Here is a 21,697-nt window from a genome sequence, read left to right on the forward strand (position 1 = left end):
TAATTATATATGCTTAATTTATTTAAACAAATATTAATACAATTTTAACATTTGCAAATAATATAAATTTCTATAAATACGGTCAATCTTATCATAAAAAATATTTTATATTACACCAAATAGTCAATAATTGTGTTATAATCTTCATATAGCTTTAGATAAAAAACTTGGAGGTATAAACAAAAATGGCAAAAGTAACAACTACAGAAATGTTTAAAAAAGCCTATGAAGGCGGTTATGCTATTGGCGCTTTCAATGTAAACAACATGGAAATTATCCAGGGTATTACTGAAGCAGCAAAAGAAGAACAAGCTCCTCTTATTCTTCAGGTATCTGCTGGTGCCCGTAAATATGCAAAACATGTTTATCTTACAAAATTAGTTGAAGCAGCAATTGAAGATACAGATTTACCAATTGCCCTGCATCTGGATCATGGTGCTGATTTCGATATCTGTAAATCCTGCATTGATGGCGGATTCACCTCCGTTATGATCGACGGCTCCAAACATAGCTTCAAAGATAATATTGAATTGACAAAACGTGTTGTTGAATATGCACACAAAAAAAATGTTGTAGTTGAAGGTGAACTGGGAAGACTTGCCGGGATTGAAGACGATGTCAATGTTTCCGCTGAAGATTCTTCTTATACACAGCCAGAAGAAGTTGAAGAATTTGTAAAATCTACTGGTGTTGATTCACTGGCAATTGCCATTGGTACAAGCCATGGTGCTTTCAAATTCACACCAGAACAATGCACTAGAAATGAAGACGGTGTATTAGTTCCACCTCCACTTCGCTTTGATATTCTTGAAGAAGTAAAAAAACGTCTTCCTGGTTTTCCTATTGTATTGCATGGTGCTTCATCCGTTATTCCTAAATACGTAAAAATCATTAATGATAATGGTGGTAAATTAGCTGATGCTGTTGGTATCCCTGAAAGCCAGCTAAGGAAAGCTGCCAGCTCTGCTGTATGCAAAATCAACATTGATTCTGATTTGCGTTTAGCTTTAACTGCCGGTATCCGCGAATATATGACAGCTCATCCTGAACATTTTGATCCTCGTCAATATTTATCTCCAGCCAGAGCATATATCAAAGAACTCGTAAAACATAAAATTGATGATGTACTTGGATGCAAAGGCCAAGCTTAATCTGATAGTTTAACAAATACAACAAAAAATTCATTGCTCTCTTTACAGGTAACGGTAATACATAGTAAACTGTTGCTATAAAGAGAGCATTTCTTTTTTATAAAAACAACCATAAACCTTTTTCTGCCATTCTTTTTTATAATATATTATAATGGTTGCTAATAAGATAAAATCACATTTTATCCTTAATGAATTTTTATATCTTAGGAGGATCTATTTTGAATGACAATAATGAACTTGTACTAGTAATCGACTTTGGCGGACAATATAATCAGCTTATTGCCCGCAGAGTCAGAGAATGTGGCGTTTATTGTGAAATTGTTCCATATGATTATTCACTTGCCAAAATCAAAGCCAAAAATCCTAAAGGAATAATCCTGACTGGCGGTCCTGCTAGTGTATATGCTAAAGATACACCACAGGCAGTTGATGGCATATTTGATATCAATGTCCCTATTCTGGGTATATGCTACGGACACCAAATCATTGCCAATGCATTAGGTGGTACAGTAACACATGCAGAAACAGGCGAATATGGAAAAACCTCTGTAACACTCGACCCTTCTGCTGTTATTTTCGATACAATTGACAAAGAAAACACCTGCTGGATGAGCCACCGTGACTATGTATCCAAGGTACCGGTAGATTTTACAATCATCGGTCATACCACTACTGGTCCGGTAACCGCAATGTCAAATGATAAAAGAAGGATATACGGTGTACAATTCCATCCCGAAGTAGAACATACTCCTTTCGGTAAAAAAATGCTGAAAAATTTTCTTTTTAAAATTTGTGAAGTAAAGGGAAACTGGAGTATGGAAGCATTTGCCGAAAGTAAAATAAATGAAATAAAAAAATCCGTAGGCAATAAAAAGGTTTTATGTGCCTTATCCGGTGGTGTAGACTCATCAGTAGCCGCTGTAATAACTCATAAAGCTGTAGGAAAACAGCTCACCTGCATATTCGTTGACCACGGCTTACTGCGCAAGGACGAGGGAGACCAAGTAGAAAAAGTATTTAAAGATAAATTTGATATGAACTTCATCCGTATAAATGCCCAGGAACGATTTCTCAATAAATTACACGGTGTTTCTGATCCTGAAAAGAAAAGAAAAATTATAGGTGAAGAATTTATCCGCGTATTCGAAGAAGAAGCCAATAAATTAGGACAAATAGATTTTCTCGTACAAGGAACCATTTATCCTGATGTAGTAGAAAGCGGTACCAAGACCTCTGCCACCATCAAAAGCCATCATAATGTTGGCGGTCTTCCTGAAGATATGCAATTCTCTCTTATAGAACCCTTGCGGGAATTATTTAAAGATGAAGTCCGTGCTGTCGGGGAAAAGCTTGGTATCCCTCATGATCTGGTATGGCGCCAGCCATTCCCCGGACCTGGCCTTGCCATACGTGTTTTAGGCGAAATTACTGAAGAAAAACTTGTTGTAACACGTGAAGCAGATGCCATATTCCGCGAAGAAATTGCCAAAGCCGGATTAAGCGAAAAAATCTGGCAGTACTTTGCCTGCCTGCCCAATATAAAATCTGTAGGTGTCATGGGTGATAGCCGCACTTACTGTCACACTATAGCATTACGTGCTGTCACCAGCTCCGATGCCATGACCTCAGAATGGGCCAGAATTCCTTATGAAGTTTTAGATAAAATATCCCGTCGTATAGTAAACGAAGTTCCTGGTGTTAATAGGATCGTCTATGACATCACCTCTAAACCGCCAGCTACTATTGAGTGGGAATAATAATATAACGGCTGGAAATAGCATAGCTACAGGCTTTTAAAAAGCCGTGGTCGCAATTTGGTCGCATAAACGCAAAAACCACAGGAATTTTTTCCTGTGGTTTTTGCGTTTTTACTGCAGTTGTTCAATAGGTAAATCATACATGGTTAACATTTCTTCATAGTTCGATTTAAAAAATTTGTCATTTTCGTAGGTGTTATTGGCGAATCGTTTTTGTAATTCCATTAAACCATTTTTAACTAAACTATAAAGTGATGCGCTGTAAATATTAAAGTCTATCAGAGAATGTCCCGAATAGGTGTATGTGTTTTCTGTGAATTCTACGCCTTTGTAGATTAATTGTTTCAGCATAATTAAAAAATCTATAAATGCTGGCTTTTGAGCGTCAGATAACGCTATAAGCTGAGAATAATCAAATGAGATTATGGTTGCTACATGTCTAGATTGTCTTTCTGGGATATAACCGAATTCTATATGAATATCATTGCGCAACAGGTTTTCCAGTACAATTGCAATATCTTTAAATGTGCATATATTCACTTCTGTAGGCTGGTTCAGATATGGCTTGTACATATTGGCAAAATTGTCAGAAATAAATTTGTCATGTGCACGCTTATCTAGTGGGTATCGATATCGCCAATCTCTGTATGTATTATACTTTTTCATAGCAGTTTCATTATCATCATTTTTTTGCACAGAGAATTTTGCTTGGCTGTATACCAGGAATCTAAAGCATACAGAATATCTTTGCTTGGTGGATTGTCGTTAAATGTTAGCGAATATTGATTGTTGATTTTGTTTATTTCCAGTCCCAATTCATCTTCAAGCAGGAAAAAAATATGCATAAACATCATCGAAAGTAGTTATATTTATTTCTGAAAGTACAGATTCATCTACATTTAGAGCTTTCACAATTTTTTGTAAAAGCTCTGGCTTGGGTTTGCGGACGTCGTTTTCATACTGTCTTATTCGATCGCCGGAAAGACCTACCATTTTGCCAAGTTGAGACTGCGTATAGCCTCGAAATGCACGTATATGTCGTATCTTGTCGCCAATTGTCATGTTTAATCTCTCCTTAATCTGAATTGTAACATGTTTGTGAACATTAATCAAAAAAATAATATAAGTACAAAAAAGTACTTGTAAGAATAAAAAACACATGTTACACCATCTATATAAGTACAAATTTGTACTTATATAGATGCGGAAAGGAGGAAAAATAATGGAAGTTCAAATAAGGATTGGGGATGCAGTAAATCAAAGGCTTATGCAATAATCAAGCAGTTATCAATGCAGATGCTGTCAGACAATCCAAAACTTTTGACCTTAAGTGGAAAAATCAATCGTGTATATTATGAAGAAGTTTGCCTTAAACGGTAGTTATTGCGAAGGAGAATGGTATTTGTATGAGTGCTACAAAAGATGAGAAGCGTGGTACATGGATGATGTATATACGATATCGTGATTGGCAGGGAAACATCAAAGAAAAGCGAAAGCGTGGTTTTCGGACAAAGCATGAAGCGTTAGATTATGAACGAGAGTTTTTATCTGACAAAAGTAATGACATTAACATGGATTTTAGCAGTTTTGTAAATGTCTATCTAAATAATTTAAAACCAAGAATAAAATATAACACGTACCTGACAAAAGAAGCCATAATAAAATCGCGAATATTGCCATATTTCAAAAATCTTAATATTGATGATATAGCGCCAATGAATATTATTAAATGGCAAAATGAGCTGTTGAGTAAACGAGATTTAGAAGGGAAAGGTTATTCGGCAACATATCTTCGAACAATCAATAATCAGCTTAGTGCTATATTCAATCATGCATGTCGTTATTACAACATGAAAGAAAATCCATGTGCTAAAGTTGAAAAAATGGGAAAAGGCAAGGCCAATGAAATGCTTTTTTGGACAAAGTGTGAATATCTCAAGTTTTCTGAAGCTATGAAATCAAAGCCGATTTCATATTATGCGTTTGAAATCTTATATTGGTGTGGTATGCGGCTTGGAGAGATGCTGGCCTTGACAAGAAAAGATATTGATCTGGATGTAAAGCAGATTACCATCAATAAGTCTGTACAGCGGTTTAGTGGACAAGATTGCATTACGACGACTAAAACAGATAAGAGCAATCGAGTGATTGATATCCCGGATTTTCTATGTTGTGAGATGGATGACTATATTTCCACCATATATAAGTGCGAAGCTGATACACGTCTTTTTGAAGTAACGAAGAGCTATTTGCATCACGAAATGGATCGTGGAGTAAAAGAAGCTGGAATCAAGCGGATACGGATACATGATTTGAGACACAGGTTCTTATAATCCAATTTGTGATACATGTGGGGCAGAAATGTACCTTAAAGAATGGAACGGGAAAAAGTTTTGGGCCTGTCCAAACTGGCAAAAAGGTGACGATGGGCACAAGACGAAACAGTATCAATGATCATCAGACGGAAAACAATAATAATAGGCACACCCCTTCTTGCCTTCGGCAAGATATAAGGCTATAGCGGTGCGACTCATGGCGTTAACAATTGTTTACATAAAATGTTAACACCATATCAATGAAAAACTATTCTATAGTGTATGGGATAGGCTACAGAAAGATAAAATGGAACATCCGGAGAATTGGCCAAGATTGTATGAAAAAAAAGAATAGTGGTAGATGTTTTGTGGGGAACAGTTATTTGCAGTAAGATAACTGTTCCTTGTTTTTATGTTTCGACCTATTGGAAAGTGAAAAATTAGACCTGTGTTTCATAACCAATATGCGTTATAGAGAATGTATAGATAAATATAGATTAATTTGAAAAATTCAACGCAAATTGGTTTTAATACATAATCTAAAATGATATGATATAAAAATAGGATATAAAGGTGGAGGGTATGGCAATGAAGGTTATCAATAATATCAATGATATAGCTCGTGATGATTTAATGGCAACAATCAAAAAGGGCAGTAAGGTATTTGTTGCTGCAGCTTGTTTCTCTATGTATGCATATAATGTACTTAAAAAGCAATTAGATAGTATTGATGAATTTCGTTTTTTGTTTACTTCACCGACATTCATTAAACAAAAAGCTGAAAAAGCGAAGCGAGAATTTTATATTCCTCGTTTAGATCGGGAACATAGCCTTTATGGTACGGAATTTGAAATAAAACTTAGAAATGAGTTGACACAAAAAGCGATTGCCAAAGAATGTGCCGCCTGGATTCGAAAAAAAGCGATTTTTAAGTCGAATACATCTGGTGAAAACATGAGTGGCTTTGCTACAGTAGAAAGTCATGATGCACAAACTGCCTATATGCCTTTGATGGGCTTTACGACAGTTGATCTTGGCTGTGACAGAGGAAATAATAGCTATAATATGATCAATCGCATGGAAGCCCCTTTTTCAACTCAATATATAGAGTTGTTCAACCAATTGTGGAATGATAAAGATAAGCTACAGGATGTTACTGAATCTATCATCGAAAATATATCTTCAGCTTATAATGAAAATGCACCAGAATTGATTTATTTTCTGGCGCTTTACAATGTATTCAGTACATTTTTAGATGATATATCAGAGGATAATCTGCCTAATGAAGCAACCGGATTTAAAAACAGTCAGATTTGGAATATGCTATATGATTTTCAAAAAGATGCAGTTCTGGCTATCATTAATAAATTAGAACAGTATAATGGTTGCATTCTGGCTGATAGTGTAGGGCTTGGTAAAACTTTTACAGCATTGGCTGTGGTAAAATATTATGAGAATAAAAATAAGACAGTACTTATTTTATGTCCCAAAAAATTATCTGAGAACTGGAATACCTATAAAGATAACTATGTCAACAATCCTATTGCGAAAGATCGGTTGAATTATGATGTACTCTTTCATACGGATTTATCACGTACGCAGGGGACCTCGAATGGGCTTGATTTGGATCGCTTGAACTGGGGTAATTATGATTTAGTTGTCATTGATGAATCGCATAATTTCCGCAATGGCAGTGGTACGCATGCCAATACAGTGGAGAACCGATATGTGAAGTTAATGGATAAGGTCATTCGGACAGGCGTTAAAACAAAAGTATTAATGCTTTCGGCTACACCTGTCAATAATCGATTCAATGATTTGAAAAATCAACTGGCGATTGCCTATGAAGGCAATGCCGGGAATCTTGATGAACGTTTAAAAACGAAGAAACCGATTGAGGATATTTTCCGACAGGCACAGAGATCATTTAATGAGTGGAATAAACTGGAACCGGCAGATCGGACTACAGACGCTTTACTACATAAATTAGATTTCGATTTTTTTGAGCTTCTGGACAGTGTAACAATTGCTCGTTCACGTAAGCATATCAAAAAATATTATAATACGGTTGAGGTTGGAAAATTTCCAGAACGGTTAAAGCCGATTTCTCTGCGTCCAAGCATCAGCAATAAAAATAATGCCATCAACTACAATGAAATTTATGAGCAGTTGATGACCTTGTGCTTGGTTGTTTACACACCATCAAATTATATTTTCCCAAGCAGGTTGGAAAAGTATATGGACTTGAGCCATAGTAAAGGACTTACGCAAAGCGGTCGCGAAGAAGGAATTCGCCGATTGATGAGCGTCAATCTGTTGAAACGATTGGAAAGCTCTGTATATTCCTTTAAACTAACACTCAGCCGTATTCATGCTTTTATAGAAGATACGCTGGAGGAGATTGCATGTTTTGAGAAAAATGGCATGTCTGATCTTGATGTATACGAAGTTTCGGATCGTGATTGGGATGACGATGATCAGAATACAGATTTATTTACCGTTGGCAAAAAAATAAAGATTGATTTGGCAGATATGGATTATAAAAGCTGGCGGGAAGGATTGCTGCATGATGCAGAAATTTTGGAGCTTTTGACCAGTATGGTAGAAGATATCACACCAGAATATGATTCTAAGCTGCAAACGTTGTTGAAGTTATTAGCAAATAAAATTGAACGGCCAATTAACAGTGGAAATAAGAAGGTACTGATTTTCTCAGCATTTTCAGATACAGCAGAGTATCTTTATGACAATGTTAGTACATTCATCAAACAAAAATATGGCATGGATACCGCTATTATTACCGGCAGCATAGATGGAAAGACTACAATCAAGGGACTAAAAGCTACGCTGAATAATGTACTCACGTGCTTTTCACCTATCTCCAAAGGAAAAGATGTGTTGATGCCTGACAGTGATGCTGATATAGAGATTCTGATTGCTACGGATTGTATTTCTGAAGGGCAGAATTTACAGGATTGCGATTATCTGGTAAATTATGATATTCATTGGAATCCTGTGCGGATTATTCAACGTTTTGGACGTATAGATCGTATCGGCAGTAAAAATGAATACATCCAGCTGGTAAATTTTTGGCCGGATATGACATTGGATGATTATATTAATCTGAAAGGCCGTGTAGAAACGCGGATGAAGATAAGTATTATGACGTCTACAGGTGATGATGATCTTATAAACGCAGAAGAAAAAGGAGATCTGGAATATCGTAAACAACAGCTGAAACGATTACAAGATGAAGTTGTTGATATAGAGGATATGTCTACAGGCATATCAATTATGGATTTGGGATTGAATGAATTCCGGCTGGATTTGTTGGAATATGTAAAGACACATGCTGATATGGATAAGCTTCCGTTTGGTCTTCATGCGGTAGTTCCTGCTAATGAGGAATTGCCGGAAGGCGTTATCTTTGTGTTGAAAAACATCAATAATAGTGTGAATATAGATCATCATAATCAGATTCATCCCTTTTATATGGTATATGTTGATACTGATGGGAATATTGTTTGTGATCATTTGCAGCCTAAAAAACTTTTGGATGATATGCGGCTTTTGTGTCGTAAACAGCAGGAACCGATCAGGGAGTTGTGTGAGCGATTCAACAAGGAAACAGCCGATGGAAGAAATATGAGTGATGTCTCCCAACTATTGAGCGATGCGATTCATTCTATTTTGGATGTCAAAGAAGAAAGTGATATTGACAGTTTGTTTCGTAGTGGTGGAACATCAGCGCTGATGTCGTCAATATCAGGTTTGGATGATTTTGAATTAATTTGTTTTGTCGTAATTAAATAAGGGAGTTGCACATATGTTTGGATTACCTAAATCGACAGAATTCAATAAGCGTATCCCTAAACAAAAATTTTATGAGAATATATCTGTAACATCTGCTTTAAAGAAAAGTTTTGTTGAACAAGTCAAAACAATTGTTTGGAAAAATAAGCTGGCACCTGCTACGCTAAATGTAGCAGGCGGGCAAATCGTACAAGAGTTGCAGATTTTTGAAGTTCGATTGAATCAGATGATGATTGATGAGAATATTTTGCGTCAAATTGATAAAGCAATTTCGTATCATATCTTGTATCTGTTGGAGTATGAAGGAAAATACCAAGCTTGTATTGCTTATAAGGAAATCAGCGAATCTGGAATTAGTGGATTAAAAGAAAACCAATATTATCATACCGAATGGTCGATTGAAGAAAAACTGTCTTTGCGGCTGGATGGACTTGGGCTAGATGATATTTATAGCAGCTACGTGCGACAAATTGCTGGTAGTCAATTGCAAGTATGCGAGAGTGGAGAATCAATCAAAAAGTCAGTGGAACGCAGTCAGAAAAAAGCAAAGCTGGAAAAACAGATCAAAAGCTTAGAAGGAAAAATCTGTAGAGAAAAGCAATTGAATCGAAAAATGCAATGGAATGCGGAATTGAAGCGATTAAAAATTGAATGGGAAGAAATGGACTCATAATAGTATGAGGCGATAGAAGGAGAGCATAAAATGGATAAAATGCGCATGGAGTCAGCTGATATGACAGCTCAGAATATAGAAAAAATCGGGACAATGTTTCCTAACTGCATAACAGAAACCATAGATAAAAACGGCAAGCCCAAAAAGGCAATCAACTTCGAGCTGCTCAAGCAGATGCTTTCCGGCGATGTGTTAGACGGCGATGAAGCCTACGAATTTACATGGGTAGGTAAAAAAGCTGCCATTGTGGAAGCCAACAAACCTATCCGTAAGACGCTCCGTCCTTGCCTAGAGGAAAGTAAGGATTGGGATACCACTGAAAATCTCTATATTGAGGGCGATAACCTTGAGGTGCTGAAACTTTTGCAGGAAAGTTATCTTAATAAAATAAAAGTAATTTATATAGATCCTCCATATAATACGGGAAATGACCAGTTCATATATTCGGATAATTATCGTGTTACAGAGGTTGAATATAATGATCTTTCTGGACTTTTTGATGACGAGGGAAATAAAAGATTTAAAGAAAATAGTATTAGTAATCCTAGGTTTCATTCTAGTTGGTGTAGTATGATGTATTCAAGGTTGTTATTGGCGAGAAATCTTTTAACTGATGATGGCATTATTTTCATATCTATAGATGAACGTGAATATTCAAACATTAGAAAAATTTGTGATGAAATTTTTGGAGAAAAAAATTATTTTGGAGACATTATTTGGGAAGCAACTACTCAACCAATAAATGCAGGAACAGCAAGATTTGGATTGCAGAAAAAAACAGAGACTATATTGATGTATGGCAAACAAAAAAACAAATTTAGTGGATTTACACTTGAGAAAATAGAAGGAGAATTAAATTACCCACATCAAGGAAAACATGGAAAATGTCGGTTTGAAATAATAGAAAAATCAGATTCTGGAGATTATAATAGACCCACAATGAAATTTTCAATATTAGGACAATATCCGCGTAATGGGAAACGTTGGCAAATAGGCGATAAAACAGCTAAAAAACTTGAAGCTGAAGGAAAAGTGGAAATAGTAGATGGTATTGTAAAAAAAGCAGTATATCCGGAAGATGAGATAGATAAAACGCAATATAAACCATTTTGGTCACTTCTTTTAGCTAATGATGTTGGGACAGCACAGACTGGAAAAGACGAATTTAATGATTTAATGGAAACTTCTATGGGATTTGATACTGTAAAACCAAGGGCGTTAATTCAAAAATTATTAACTTACTTAGGTAAAGATTGTACAGTTTTAGATTTTTTTTCTGGAACAGCTACTACAGCTGAAGCCGTAATAAATTTAAATGTTACTGATGATGGAAAAAGAAAATTTATCATGGTACAAATACCTGAAGTTTGTGAGGAAGTTACAGATGCTTTTAAAGCTGGGTATAAAGACATTTGTGAAATCGGCAAAGAACGTATTCGCCGTGCAGCTAAAAAGATAGCTGAAGAAAATCCGAAGGCAAAATTTGACTCCGGTTTCCGTGTTTTCAAGTTAGATGAATCAAACATGACAGATGTCTATTATTCGGCAGATGCATATAATCAAGGAATGCTTTCAATGTTGGAATCCAATATCAAGCCGGACAGAACTGACATTGATTTGCTTTTTGCCTGCATCCTTGATTGGGGGCTTCCTCTGTCCATGCCGTATACCTCGGAAAAGCTGCAGAGTTGTACTATTCACACATATAACAATGGTGACCTGATCGCTTGTTTTGATATAAATATTTCTGAAGACGTAATAAAAGAAATTGCAAATAGAAAACCATTGCGAGCTGTTTTCCGTGATTCCAGTTTTGCTAACAGTCCATCTAAAATTAACGTTAGTGAAATATTTAAGCTTATTAGTCCACGTACTACAGTAAAAGTAATTTAAGGAGGTTCTGCATGAAATTACAATTTAAGCATCAAAAATTTCAGGCAGATGCCGCACAAGTGATTGTCGATGTGTTCAAAGGACAACCTTATGGCAAGCCTACTTATATGATGGATCGTGGTACTGGAATATATCAAACTAGTACTACTGAAGATCGTGATTATACTGGATGGAACAACATGCCCATAATACCGGAAATCAATGATCAGATTATTCTGGATCACATCAACAAGATTCAGCGTTCTTACCAGATTGAACCTTCCAATGAACTGAAAGGGCGATATAATCTGACAGTTGAAATGGAAACAGGTGTTGGTAAGACATATACATACATAAAAACAATGTATGAGCTTAACAAGTATTATGGATGGAGCAAGTATATTGTCGTTGTACCTAGTGTTGCTATACGTGAGGGTGTTTATAAATCATTCCAGATTACGCAAGACCATTTTGCCGAAGAGTACGGAAAGAAAATCAGGTTCTTTATCTACAATTCTGCACAGCTTACGGAAATCGACCGCTTTGCGTCAGACAGCGCTATAAATGTCATGATTATCAATTCTCAGGCGTTTAATGCCAGAGGCAAAGATGCAAGGCGAATTTATATGCAGTTGGATGAATTCCGCTCCAGAAGACCTATAGATATCATTGCAAAGACCAATCCGATTGTAATTATTGATGAGCCTCAATCAGTAGAGGGCAAGCATACTAAAGAACGATTAAAGGAATTCAATGCTTTATTTACTTTGCGTTACTCTGCTACCCCACGGGAATATTACAACCTGATTTATCGTCTTGACGCAATGGATGCTTATAATAAAAAACTGGTCAAGAAAATTTCGGTTAAGGGCATTGAAGAGTCCGGTTCGACGGCAACTGATAGTTATGTATATCTACAAAGTATCAATCTTTCAAAAACTGATCCGACTGCAACGATTCAGTTTGATTTAAAAGGTGCTGCTGGGATTCGTAAAGTTACACGAACAGTAGGGATTGGTTACAACTTGTATGATAATTCCGGTGAAATGGAAGAATACAAGAAAGGGTTTGTGGTTAAATTTATCGATGGTCGTGATGATTCTATTGAATTCATAAACGGGATCAAAATATATGCCGGTGATGTCATAGGTAAAATAGATGAAATGCAGATTCGCCGCATACAAATCAGAGAAACTATTCTTTCTCATATTGATAGAGAAAGAAAACTTTTCTATAAAGGAATCAAGGTACTGTCCCTTTTCTTCATTGATGAAGTTGCAAAGTATAAACAATATGATGCAAATGGAAATGCAGTAAACGGTGTTTATGCGGACATTTTTGAAGAAGAATACAAGGACGTTGTTGGAAATATGCAAATTGCCATGGGCGAAGATAAATATATGGAGTATTTGAATTCAATCGATGCTCATGACACTCATGCCGGGTATTTCTCGATAGATAAAAAAGGACATGCAGTAGACAGTAAAGTGTCGGATAAAAAAGAGAAAACATCTGATGATATCGACGCTTATGATCTTATCATGAAGAACAAAGAACTTCTTCTGGATTGTGATCCAAAGCGTTCCCCTGTCCGCTTTATTTTTTCTCACTCTGCTCTTCGTGAAGGGTGGGATAACCCAAATGTGTTCCAGATATGCACTTTGAAACAAAGCGGCAGTGATGTTCGTAAGCGTCAGGAAGTTGGGCGTGGCTTACGTCTTTGTGTCAATCAAGATGGAGAACGTATGGATTCATCTGTTCTTGGCAATAATGTGCAGAATATTAACATACTTACAGTCATCGCAAACGAGAGTTATGACAGCTTTGCAAAGGGTTTACAGACTGAGATTGCTGAAACCGTATCTGACAGACCACTAGCTGTTACGGCTGACCTTTTCAAGGGAAAAGTCATTACAGATGCAAGAGGTAATGAACAGGTTGTTGATGATGATACAGCACAGGCTATCTATTTTGACATGATAGTGAACAGATACATTGACAAGAAAGGCATATTAACTGATCAGTATTATCAGGATAAGGCTAACAACGAAATTAAGGTTGCGGGTGAGGTGAAAGATTCAGCTGCTTCTGTGATTGAAATTATAGATTCTGTATATAACAGCCACTCTATGCAGCCTGAAAATGCCCGCAGCAATAATGTAGAACTTCAAGTTAATACTGATAAGCTTGCAATGCCTGAGTTTAAGGCATTATGGAACAAAATAAATGAGAAATCTGTTTATGTTGTTGACTTTGATACAGATGAATTAATAAAAAAATCCATTACTTCTATGAATTCTAATCTTCGTGTTTCAAAGATATATTTTAAGGTTCAAACCGGAACGATGGATGAAATCAAATCCAGAGATGTTTTAAGGAATGGGGATGCCTTTGTCAAGGAGGAATCTGGACACTACGGTGCAGTAATCAAGGCAAGTACAAGTGTTAAATATGATCTTATTGGAAAGCTTGTTGATGAGACAGGTCTAACAAGAAGAGCTGTAATTAAAATTCTTCAGGGGATTGAGAAACCAGTATTTGACCAATTCCATGATAATCCAGAAGAGTTTATTCTAAAGTCATCACGTCTGATCAATGATGAGAAAGCTACTGCCATTATTGAACATATTACCTATCGTGCGATGGATGATCATTATGGAACCGATGTTTTTACAGAACCAACTATCAAGGGAAAACTGGGCATAAATGCAATGAAGGCCAACAAAAGTTTATATGATCATATTGTTTACGATTCTACAAATGAGAAAAAATTTGCAACAGATCTGGATTCAAGTAAGGAAGTAGCTGTCTATGTCAAACTGCCTAATGGATTCTATATCAACACACCTATTGGGCATTATAACCCCGACTGGGCAATTGCATTCCATGAAGGAACTGTAAAACACATTTATTTCGTAGCTGAAACAAAAGGTTCGATGTCTTCCATGCAGCTTAGACTGATTGAAGAATCTAAAAACCACTGTGCCAGAGAGCATTTCAAGGCGATAAGCTCTGAGAATATTGTTTATGACGTGGTGGATAGCTATAAGACGCTGTTGGATAAAGTGATCAGGTAATGTTATGAATGCAACTATGGTATTTGGAATGATCTGGCGATTTACTATATAGTTTAATATACAAATATAGTAGAGTGAGGTGTATAGAATGTTTGAAAATGGTTCGATGATACTTGGATTCGATTGTCACCTGCATACTGTGCAGGACAAGGAATTCAAGTATGAAGGCGAGCAAAGTAGTTTTGTTTCAGAGTATGTTGACAAACTCTGTCAGGAAAATATTTCTGTTGGAGTAATTACAAACCATAATAAATTTGTGTGTGATGAATATAAGGCAATCAAAAGTGCCGCCAAAAAAAAGGATATCATTATTTTGCCTGGAGTAGAACTTTCAATAAAAGAAGGAGCAAGTTCTATACATGTTCTGATTGTTTTTAATCCAGATGAATGGTTAAAAGATGGAACGGATTTTATTTCTAGGGTTATTGATTCGTTGTTTTTAGATGTTAGTAATCCTGGAGATGAAAATAAGTGTACAAAAGATGATTTCTTAAATGTAATAAAGAAATTTAATGATCAGAACAAAGATTATTTTATGATATGTGCGCATGTAGAGCAAAATAAAGGTTTCTGGAAGGAGTGTAAAGGAACATTAATTACTGATTTATCAGCAAATCCTTGTTTTAAGAGAAGAGTGATTGGCTTCCAAAAAGCGCGAACAAGAGATCTGATTACTAAGGTACATAATTGGATGAAATATGATATAGCTTTTGTAGAAGGATCTGATCCGAAGTCAATTAATGAAATTGGAACATGTAATAAAAAAACATATATAAAAATAGGCGAAAATTCATATTCGGCAGTGAAATATGCATTGTCAGATTATCGAAACCGCGTTTATGATAATATTTCACCAATCAGTCATGGATATATTAAAAAGATGAAATGCATTGGTGGTAAATTATCCAATCAAGTGTTTTCTCCATCACCTGAGCTTAATACACTAATAGGAATAAGAGGAAGTGGAAAGTCTTCTGTTTTAGAAGTATTGAGATATGCGCTTAATAAGGAACCCGCAACGGATGTAAAATACAAAAATGACTTAGTAAAAGCGGTTCTTGGATCGGGGGGACAGGTTGAACTTACAATTATTGATAAGCATGGCAAATCTTATTTATTAAAAAGAATATTTAATGAGAAAAGTACGATATATGACGATTCTGGCGATGTGTTGAAAATTCCGGTTGAAACAATATTGAAGAATCCGCTGTATTTTGGACAAAAGGACTTAGCACTAACTCGAAAAGGGTACGAATTTGACTTATTAAACAAGATAATTGGAGATAAGGTACCAGATATAACAGAAGAATATAAAAATATCCAAAGTAATTTGTGTGATGATATTAATGACCTCAGATTATTAACAGATATTCCGAGCAAGATCTCAGATATAAATAATGAAAATTTAACGTTAGAACATAAGCTTCAAGTATATAAAGAAAAAGGTCTTGATGAAAAACTAAAAAAACAGACATCATGTAATACTGATCTTGTAAAGCTGGAAGCCATATCTGACTGGATAAAGGAAATGGTATCATCCATCAACACCGCATATTTAAAGCAAGAACGAAATCTTCTTGCTTTAGATGGTTATAGTTCTCAGTATAATGCTGAAATATTTCAGGATGTGGAAAAATATATTGGACAAACCAATGTTTGTTTGGATTCGATTAAAACTGATATTAATATATTGAAGGAGGTACAGGAAGGGCTAATACTTACCAAGAAAAAACTTATAGAAAAAATTGATTCTTTAAAAGATGAATTCGCTGAAATTAAAAGAGAAATCAATGATGAACAATTAGACGCTGATAGTTATGTTTCATATCAAAAAAAATTATCCACTAACAAAGAAAAAATAACTACACTTCAAGAAAAGTTAAAATCTAAAGAAAAACTAAAAGGGTCTATTCAGAATGCATTTAATCAACGTAATGCATTTTTGGAAAAAAACTATATTGAATATAAAAAGGCAATAGGCGAAATAAATAAGCAACAAGATATGTTATCTATTAGCATTGAGTTCAAGGGAGATAAAAGTACTTTTAAGGAGGACCTAACAACACAATTTAAAGGAACGGGATTATCAGATGTTAAATACAATGAAATATGTACTAAGTTCTCAGATTTACCAGAAATTGTTGAAGACTATTATCTGGGTTGTGGAAATAAAATAAAGGATTATTGTACAGATAATATATATTCAAAAATGGCTCAAAAAATAGAAGAAAATTATATTGATATGATTGCTAGTGATACCCCCGATATCATTAACATATCATATCATGGAAAACCACTTAGTAAACATTCTCTTGGGCAAAGAGCCTCAGCTTTAATATTGTTTATTTTGACGCAACATGACAGCGACGTGATAATTGTAGACCAGCCGGAAGATGATTTGGATAATCAAGTTATCTATGAGGAATTAATACAAACAATTAGAAGAGAAAAGAAAGATATGCAGTTTATATTTGCGACGCATAATGCAAATATCCCAGTGTTAGGTGATGCAGAAAGGGTTGTGACATACATTTATAGTGGGGATGAATCTGTTGAGCTGATGGAAGGAACGATAGATTCTGCAGAAACTCACAGAGATATTGTAAATATTATGGAAGGCGGAGTAGAAGCATTTAAAAAGCGAAATGAAATATATGGCAATTGGGAATAGTAGAAAATGATTATGAACTGCTAAGAGAATGATTCGGAAAACAGGTTGCTGTAAGTTTTCTAAAGTAAAGCTGAATGTCTTTATGTATGGTCTATAATGGACTCACAAATTAAGACATTTTCAGAAAACATTTATAATGAACCTGCTATACTGTAGATAACATTCGAAAGAATATCCATTCATGTCTAGAAAAAGAAGAAATTTCACAGCGAAATTCAAGTCAGATCTCGTTTTAGAACTGCTAAAAGGAGACAAGGATCTCAACGCGTTGGCTGCTGAAAACAGTATACAGCCAAATCTTTTGCGAAACTGGAAAAAGGAATTTCTTGATAAAGTCTCTGTTGTATTCGATGATTTTCGTGAAGAGAATATCAGAGAAAAGTTGAAGACGAGCGCAAAGAAAAAACAGCTTATGCTAAAAAAATTGGACAGCCCACCATGCAGGTGAACTGGTTGAAAAAAAATCTGAAGAACTGCTTGGACCTAACTACGAAAGTAAATTTAGTCTGAAACCTTTTGAATACTAGAGAATTTCCGGCTCAAAAAGGCACTGAATTACTGGAAGTAAATCGTACCAGCATTTCTTACAAGGGTCCATCAGTCTCAGATGAAGATCTTGAATGTTAAGGCCATCATAGACCATATTCATATGGATAACCCCACTTGGAGTGCGCGTCAAATGTCATCTCAACTCAAAAGCCTCGGTTACTTGGTATGTCGCAGGAAAGCACATCGCTACATGATGGAAATGGGCATCGACGCCATCTATCCGAAGATGAATCTTTCTAAGCGTATGCAGCAGGCTAAGGTATGCCCATACTTACTGCGCAATGCAGTAATAACCCGGCCAAATGAGGTATGGTACATTGATGTGACCTATATTCCTATCAAGCATGGCGCTTTCTTTATCTGACCGCCGTCATCGACTGATATAGCCGCTGTATTGTTAGCTGGGATATAGATATACTTGGGATACAAGGATGGTCATCAACGCGCTCAAAAAGGCCTTCGATGTCGCAAAACCACTGATTTTAAACATTGCTAGTTTACTAGCAATGTTTAAACCAATTTTCTCAGGCAAAATAAGGTACGGCAAAACATGGATGGCAAAAGTCGATGGGCTGACAATATCATGATTGAACGTTGGTTCCGAAGCTTCAAGTATGAAGAAGCCTATCTGACACAGTATGACAACATCAAGGAGGCTCGCCAAGCCATTAAGAATTATATCCACACCTACAATTTCCAACGGCATCACTCGGTAATTAACTATCAAGTACCGGCTATACTGTACTATCCGGCAATGCTGATAGATTATGCTGCGGCCTAGGGTTCATTATAAATTCTTTAAATTTTGTCTTGACAAGTGAGCCATTATAGTATTTTAGATATTAAATGATATAACGGAAGGAATAGTATTTATATTTTTAAATCTTAATAACGTATATACAATTCCTGGTATTCCCTGAAAAAAAGTATAATTAGCATTTTTATTTGTAAAAATATTATTAGAAAAAAATAAAGCATTTTCTTTTTCTAATAATGTAAAAGCTGTTGTTGCTAAATCTGGACGTAATAATTTTTTCGATGCAGATAATAAAACATCCACTTTTCCTAAAGTACCACAACATAAACTATTATTTTTAGATGGCATATTTATTATAATGTTAATTGCTCTATTTATATCAGCATTTATAAGTTCTTTATTAATTAAATTTAAGGCTTCTAAACGAGTAATTAATATGCCCGCTGCACCATTACACCAAGCATTATAAAGTTTATGCTTTTCAGTTTGTGATTTTCTTAGATCAGGCCAACAAGCTGTTTTTTTTAAAATGATGCTATTTTCATAAATAATGCCTTCTTCAGCAGCATAAAGAAATTTTTTTATTTTTGTTAATTTGAATAATTTTATTAATGCATAAGATATACCAGAAGCCCCATGAGCAAAACCACATAATGGTTGATTATTTTCTGATATAATTTGCTTATTTTTCCAGGCTCTTAATCCATTACTGCCTGTATAACGATTATTTAATAAATGATTTCCACATTTTATTGCTAAGTCAAGTATTTGTTCATGGGGATTTTTATTATAAAGTGCAAGTAAACTTAATAATAAACCAGCGCATCCACCTATTACATCTAATATAGTATCATTAAATATAGTATTATCAGAAATATTTTTTATTAAATTCATTGTGTTTTTATAAAAAAAATTTGTTTCCATTAAATAGTCTGTTAATGTTAATGTATATATTTCACCACCAAGACCATTTGCTATTCCTAAATTCGCATTATTAAGCGAATTTTCCGTATTTATAGTACCGAAATATTCATTAATAGGTTTTAGAATTTTATAAACTATATCATTAGTATTTTTAGATGAAAATATTTTTTTTGTTGCTGCAAGAAATATTGCAATTCCAGCTGTTCCTTCATAAAGGCCAAGTCCCATTATTTTAGTGATATAAGTTGAGTTGTTTATTAATTCAAGTTGATTCCAAGTTACTGATTTTTGATAGTCTATTTTTTTACTCATTAGACTATCTCTTACTTCTAATATATTTTTTTTATAGGTTGATTGCTTTAAAATAGAATCATTTATAGGGAGTGCTAATGGATTATGATTAGTAGTTTTTAAATCTTTTAATATTTTATATGATTTCTTAATAAGAAAACATTGCTCTTCTATATTTTGATATGATAAGTTTGATATTGTATGAATTAAAATATCAAAAGATGTTTTATTAAAAAAATTTGGTATAACGTTATTAGAGGATAAAATTAAATTTTTTTTGTTAGCTTTATATTTAAAATAAGGTATATCTAAGTTTTTAATGGATAAAAATTCATCTTTTAATATTTCTTTATTTTGTTGTCCCATAAAGATTGATATTATATAAAATAAGCTTTTAATTTTATGTTGCTGTTGTTGTTTATTTATAAAAAATGGAGGCTTTAAAATATTTAATATCAAATGTACATAATTTTGTGTTGGTCTATTAATATAACGTAAATACTGATTAGCAAATAGATATAATATACTATTAGGTTTTAACAATTCATTTTTTAATTTTATAAATGTTATATATGTATTTTTAAATCCGTCTATAATATCATTTACAAAATCATATGAATGAATAAGTTTTCCATTTAATGATACATTGTTTTTTTGAAAAAAAACATTAATATACTTAAATTCTAATGTCATTGAGTCTAAATTAACATTTGTCCAAATAGGTTCTTTAAATGTTGTTTGAATAGATGAATTATTTCCGAAACCACCTAAATTTGATATAGAACCATTATTTTTAATATAAAATGCAGGTAATAATCCACTTTGAAGAATAGAACAATTACGTTCTAGTAAATCGTCAATCGTCATTGAATTATTATTTTTTTTATTATTCATAAGCATTTCTAAGTCTATTAACACTGGAGTATTGTTATTCGCAATGACATTTTCATAATGAAAATCTGTTCCTCCTAAGATTGATATTATACATAATAATGAACCAGCATGTTTATAATAATGAGTAACATCGTTTATGCTATAACAGGGTAAATGTTCTACAAATTCTACCCAACCATATGTTTTTCCATCTATAAATTTTAATATTTTGTGTTGAAATGAAGTATTATTACTATTAAAAAATGCTAATAATTTATAATATTCTTTTTCAATAGAAATATTTCTAGGTTTAAAAATAATATTTTGTTTATTTCTAAAAGATACCAATATTACAGTTTTATTATTGTTATGATTATCTGATAATTCCAATTTTAATGAAGATATTTTACCAATACTTTTCCCATCGAAAAATTTTTGACATAACTTATTATAATCTTTTTCAAAAGTAGTGGAAAAATCAGTTATAAAATCAACCCAATAAGACACTGTTTGCGAAATATATTCCGCCAGTACAGGATATTCATTAAAAAATGCATTTAATTCGCCATAAAGCATGTTGTTAATAAATTTATTATATTCAATAGTAGTAGTTATTTTAATATAATCATTTGTAGTTATTTCTCCTAAAAAATGTTTTATTGAATAAGTATTTGTCATGCAAAATTTTATATATAATGTTTCTGAAGCTATTTTAGAAAGTCTTTTTAAAAGAAAATATTGTATATCGGAGAATGCGTTATCAGTAAAATAATTTATTATATTAGGATTTTTTTTTAATAATTTATTAAATCCAATATTTACAAATAAACATAAAATTTCTTGAAACGGTATTTTTTCCTTATTTTTTAAAAAAAATTTTTTATCATTTAGTGTAATACTATTACTCATTATATTTTTTTTAGTATTATTTATTTTCATATTTTACTCTCATTTCATAATAAAAGTATTATATC

The 21,697-nt window shown here is 33.9% G+C and carries 15 protein-coding genes; 11 read left to right on the forward strand and 4 right to left on the reverse strand.

The annotated features are described in order from the left end of the window. Nucleotides 1–185 precede the first annotated feature (185 nt). The gene (gene fba / locus I6760_RS00255) at nt 186–1,151 is read left to right on the forward strand and encodes a class II fructose-1,6-bisphosphate aldolase (RefSeq protein ID WP_196592536.1); all 966 of its coding nucleotides are present in this window, start codon (nt 186–188) and stop codon (nt 1,149–1,151) included. 188 nt (nt 1,152–1,339) lie between these two features. Further along, the gene (gene guaA / locus I6760_RS00260) at nt 1,340–2,908 is read left to right on the forward strand and encodes a glutamine-hydrolyzing GMP synthase (protein WP_196592537.1); all 1,569 of its coding nucleotides are present in this window, start codon (nt 1,340–1,342) and stop codon (nt 2,906–2,908) included. A gap of 111 nt (nt 2,909–3,019) precedes the next feature. On the opposite strand, the gene I6760_RS00265 is transcribed toward guaA, so the two are convergent. From I6760_RS00265 to I6760_RS00275, 3 genes are read right to left on the reverse strand one after another with little or no spacing between them, the layout of a single operon-like run. Continuing rightward, nucleotides 3,020–3,574, reverse strand: coding sequence for a hypothetical protein (locus I6760_RS00265; protein ID WP_231036010.1), 555 nt, complete (start codon nt 3,572–3,574; stop codon nt 3,020–3,022). Next, the gene (locus tag I6760_RS00270) at nt 3,571–3,753 is read right to left on the reverse strand and encodes a hypothetical protein (RefSeq protein WP_196592539.1); all 183 of its coding nucleotides are present in this window, start codon (nt 3,751–3,753) and stop codon (nt 3,571–3,573) included. The genes I6760_RS00265 and I6760_RS00270 overlap by 4 nt, the downstream gene beginning before the upstream one ends. Next, nucleotides 3,731–3,970, reverse strand: a complete 240-nt coding sequence (locus I6760_RS00275; RefSeq protein ID WP_196592540.1) for a helix-turn-helix domain-containing protein — start codon at nt 3,968–3,970, stop codon at nt 3,731–3,733. Before I6760_RS00275 ends, I6760_RS00270 begins: the two co-directional genes overlap by 23 nt. A 344-nt stretch (nt 3,971–4,314) precedes the next feature. Here I6760_RS00275 and I6760_RS00280 point away from each other — a divergent pair, with 344 nt between their 5' ends. From I6760_RS00280 to I6760_RS12980, 9 genes are all read left to right on the forward strand, one after another. Further along, nucleotides 4,315–5,241: a site-specific integrase gene (locus I6760_RS00280; RefSeq protein WP_196592541.1), complete on the forward strand. Its 927-nt coding sequence runs from the start codon at nt 4,315–4,317 to the stop codon at nt 5,239–5,241. Nucleotides 5,242–5,811: 570 nt separating this feature from the next. Continuing rightward, nucleotides 5,812–9,036, forward strand: a complete 3,225-nt coding sequence (locus I6760_RS00285) for a helicase-related protein (protein ID WP_196592542.1) — start codon at nt 5,812–5,814, stop codon at nt 9,034–9,036. Between the two features lie 13 nt (nt 9,037–9,049). Continuing rightward, nucleotides 9,050–9,709, forward strand: a complete 660-nt coding sequence (locus tag I6760_RS00290) for a DUF4391 domain-containing protein (protein ID WP_196592543.1) — start codon at nt 9,050–9,052, stop codon at nt 9,707–9,709. Between the two features lie 30 nt (nt 9,710–9,739). After that, nucleotides 9,740–11,602 carry a site-specific DNA-methyltransferase gene (locus I6760_RS00295; protein ID WP_196592544.1) on the forward strand — a complete coding sequence of 621 codons (1,863 nt, stop codon included), beginning with the start codon at nt 9,740–9,742 and terminating at the stop codon, nt 11,600–11,602. 11 nt (nt 11,603–11,613) lie between these two features. Next, nucleotides 11,614–14,658, forward strand: coding sequence for a type III restriction-modification system endonuclease (locus tag I6760_RS00300; protein ID WP_196592545.1), 3,045 nt, complete (start codon nt 11,614–11,616; stop codon nt 14,656–14,658). A gap of 88 nt (nt 14,659–14,746) precedes the next feature. Beyond that, the gene (locus tag I6760_RS00305; protein WP_196592546.1) at nt 14,747–17,329 is read left to right on the forward strand and encodes a TrlF family AAA-like ATPase; all 2,583 of its coding nucleotides are present in this window, start codon (nt 14,747–14,749) and stop codon (nt 17,327–17,329) included. A 181-nt stretch (nt 17,330–17,510) separates the two neighbouring features. Next, nucleotides 17,511–17,777, forward strand: a complete 267-nt coding sequence (locus I6760_RS00310; RefSeq protein ID WP_196592547.1) for a transposase — start codon at nt 17,511–17,513, stop codon at nt 17,775–17,777. Between the two features lie 261 nt (nt 17,778–18,038). Next, nucleotides 18,039–18,242 (forward strand): hypothetical protein, encoded by a 204-nt coding sequence (locus I6760_RS00315; RefSeq protein WP_196592548.1) that lies wholly within the window; start codon nt 18,039–18,041, stop codon nt 18,240–18,242. A 219-nt stretch (nt 18,243–18,461) separates the two neighbouring features. Then, the gene (locus tag I6760_RS12980) at nt 18,462–18,659 is read left to right on the forward strand and encodes an integrase core domain-containing protein (protein WP_407947303.1); all 198 of its coding nucleotides are present in this window, start codon (nt 18,462–18,464) and stop codon (nt 18,657–18,659) included. A gap of 54 nt (nt 18,660–18,713) precedes the next feature. Here the strand turns inward: I6760_RS12980 and lanM are convergent, their stop codons facing one another. After that, nucleotides 18,714–21,662, reverse strand: a complete 2,949-nt coding sequence (gene lanM, locus I6760_RS00325; RefSeq protein WP_196592550.1) for a type 2 lanthipeptide synthetase LanM — start codon at nt 21,660–21,662, stop codon at nt 18,714–18,716. Nucleotides 21,663–21,697 lie beyond the last annotated feature (35 nt).

Origin of the sequence: Pectinatus sottacetonis, assembly GCF_015732155.1 — a bacterium.
In the GTDB taxonomy this organism is placed as follows: Bacteria; Bacillota; Negativicutes; order Selenomonadales; family Selenomonadaceae; genus Pectinatus; species Pectinatus sottacetonis.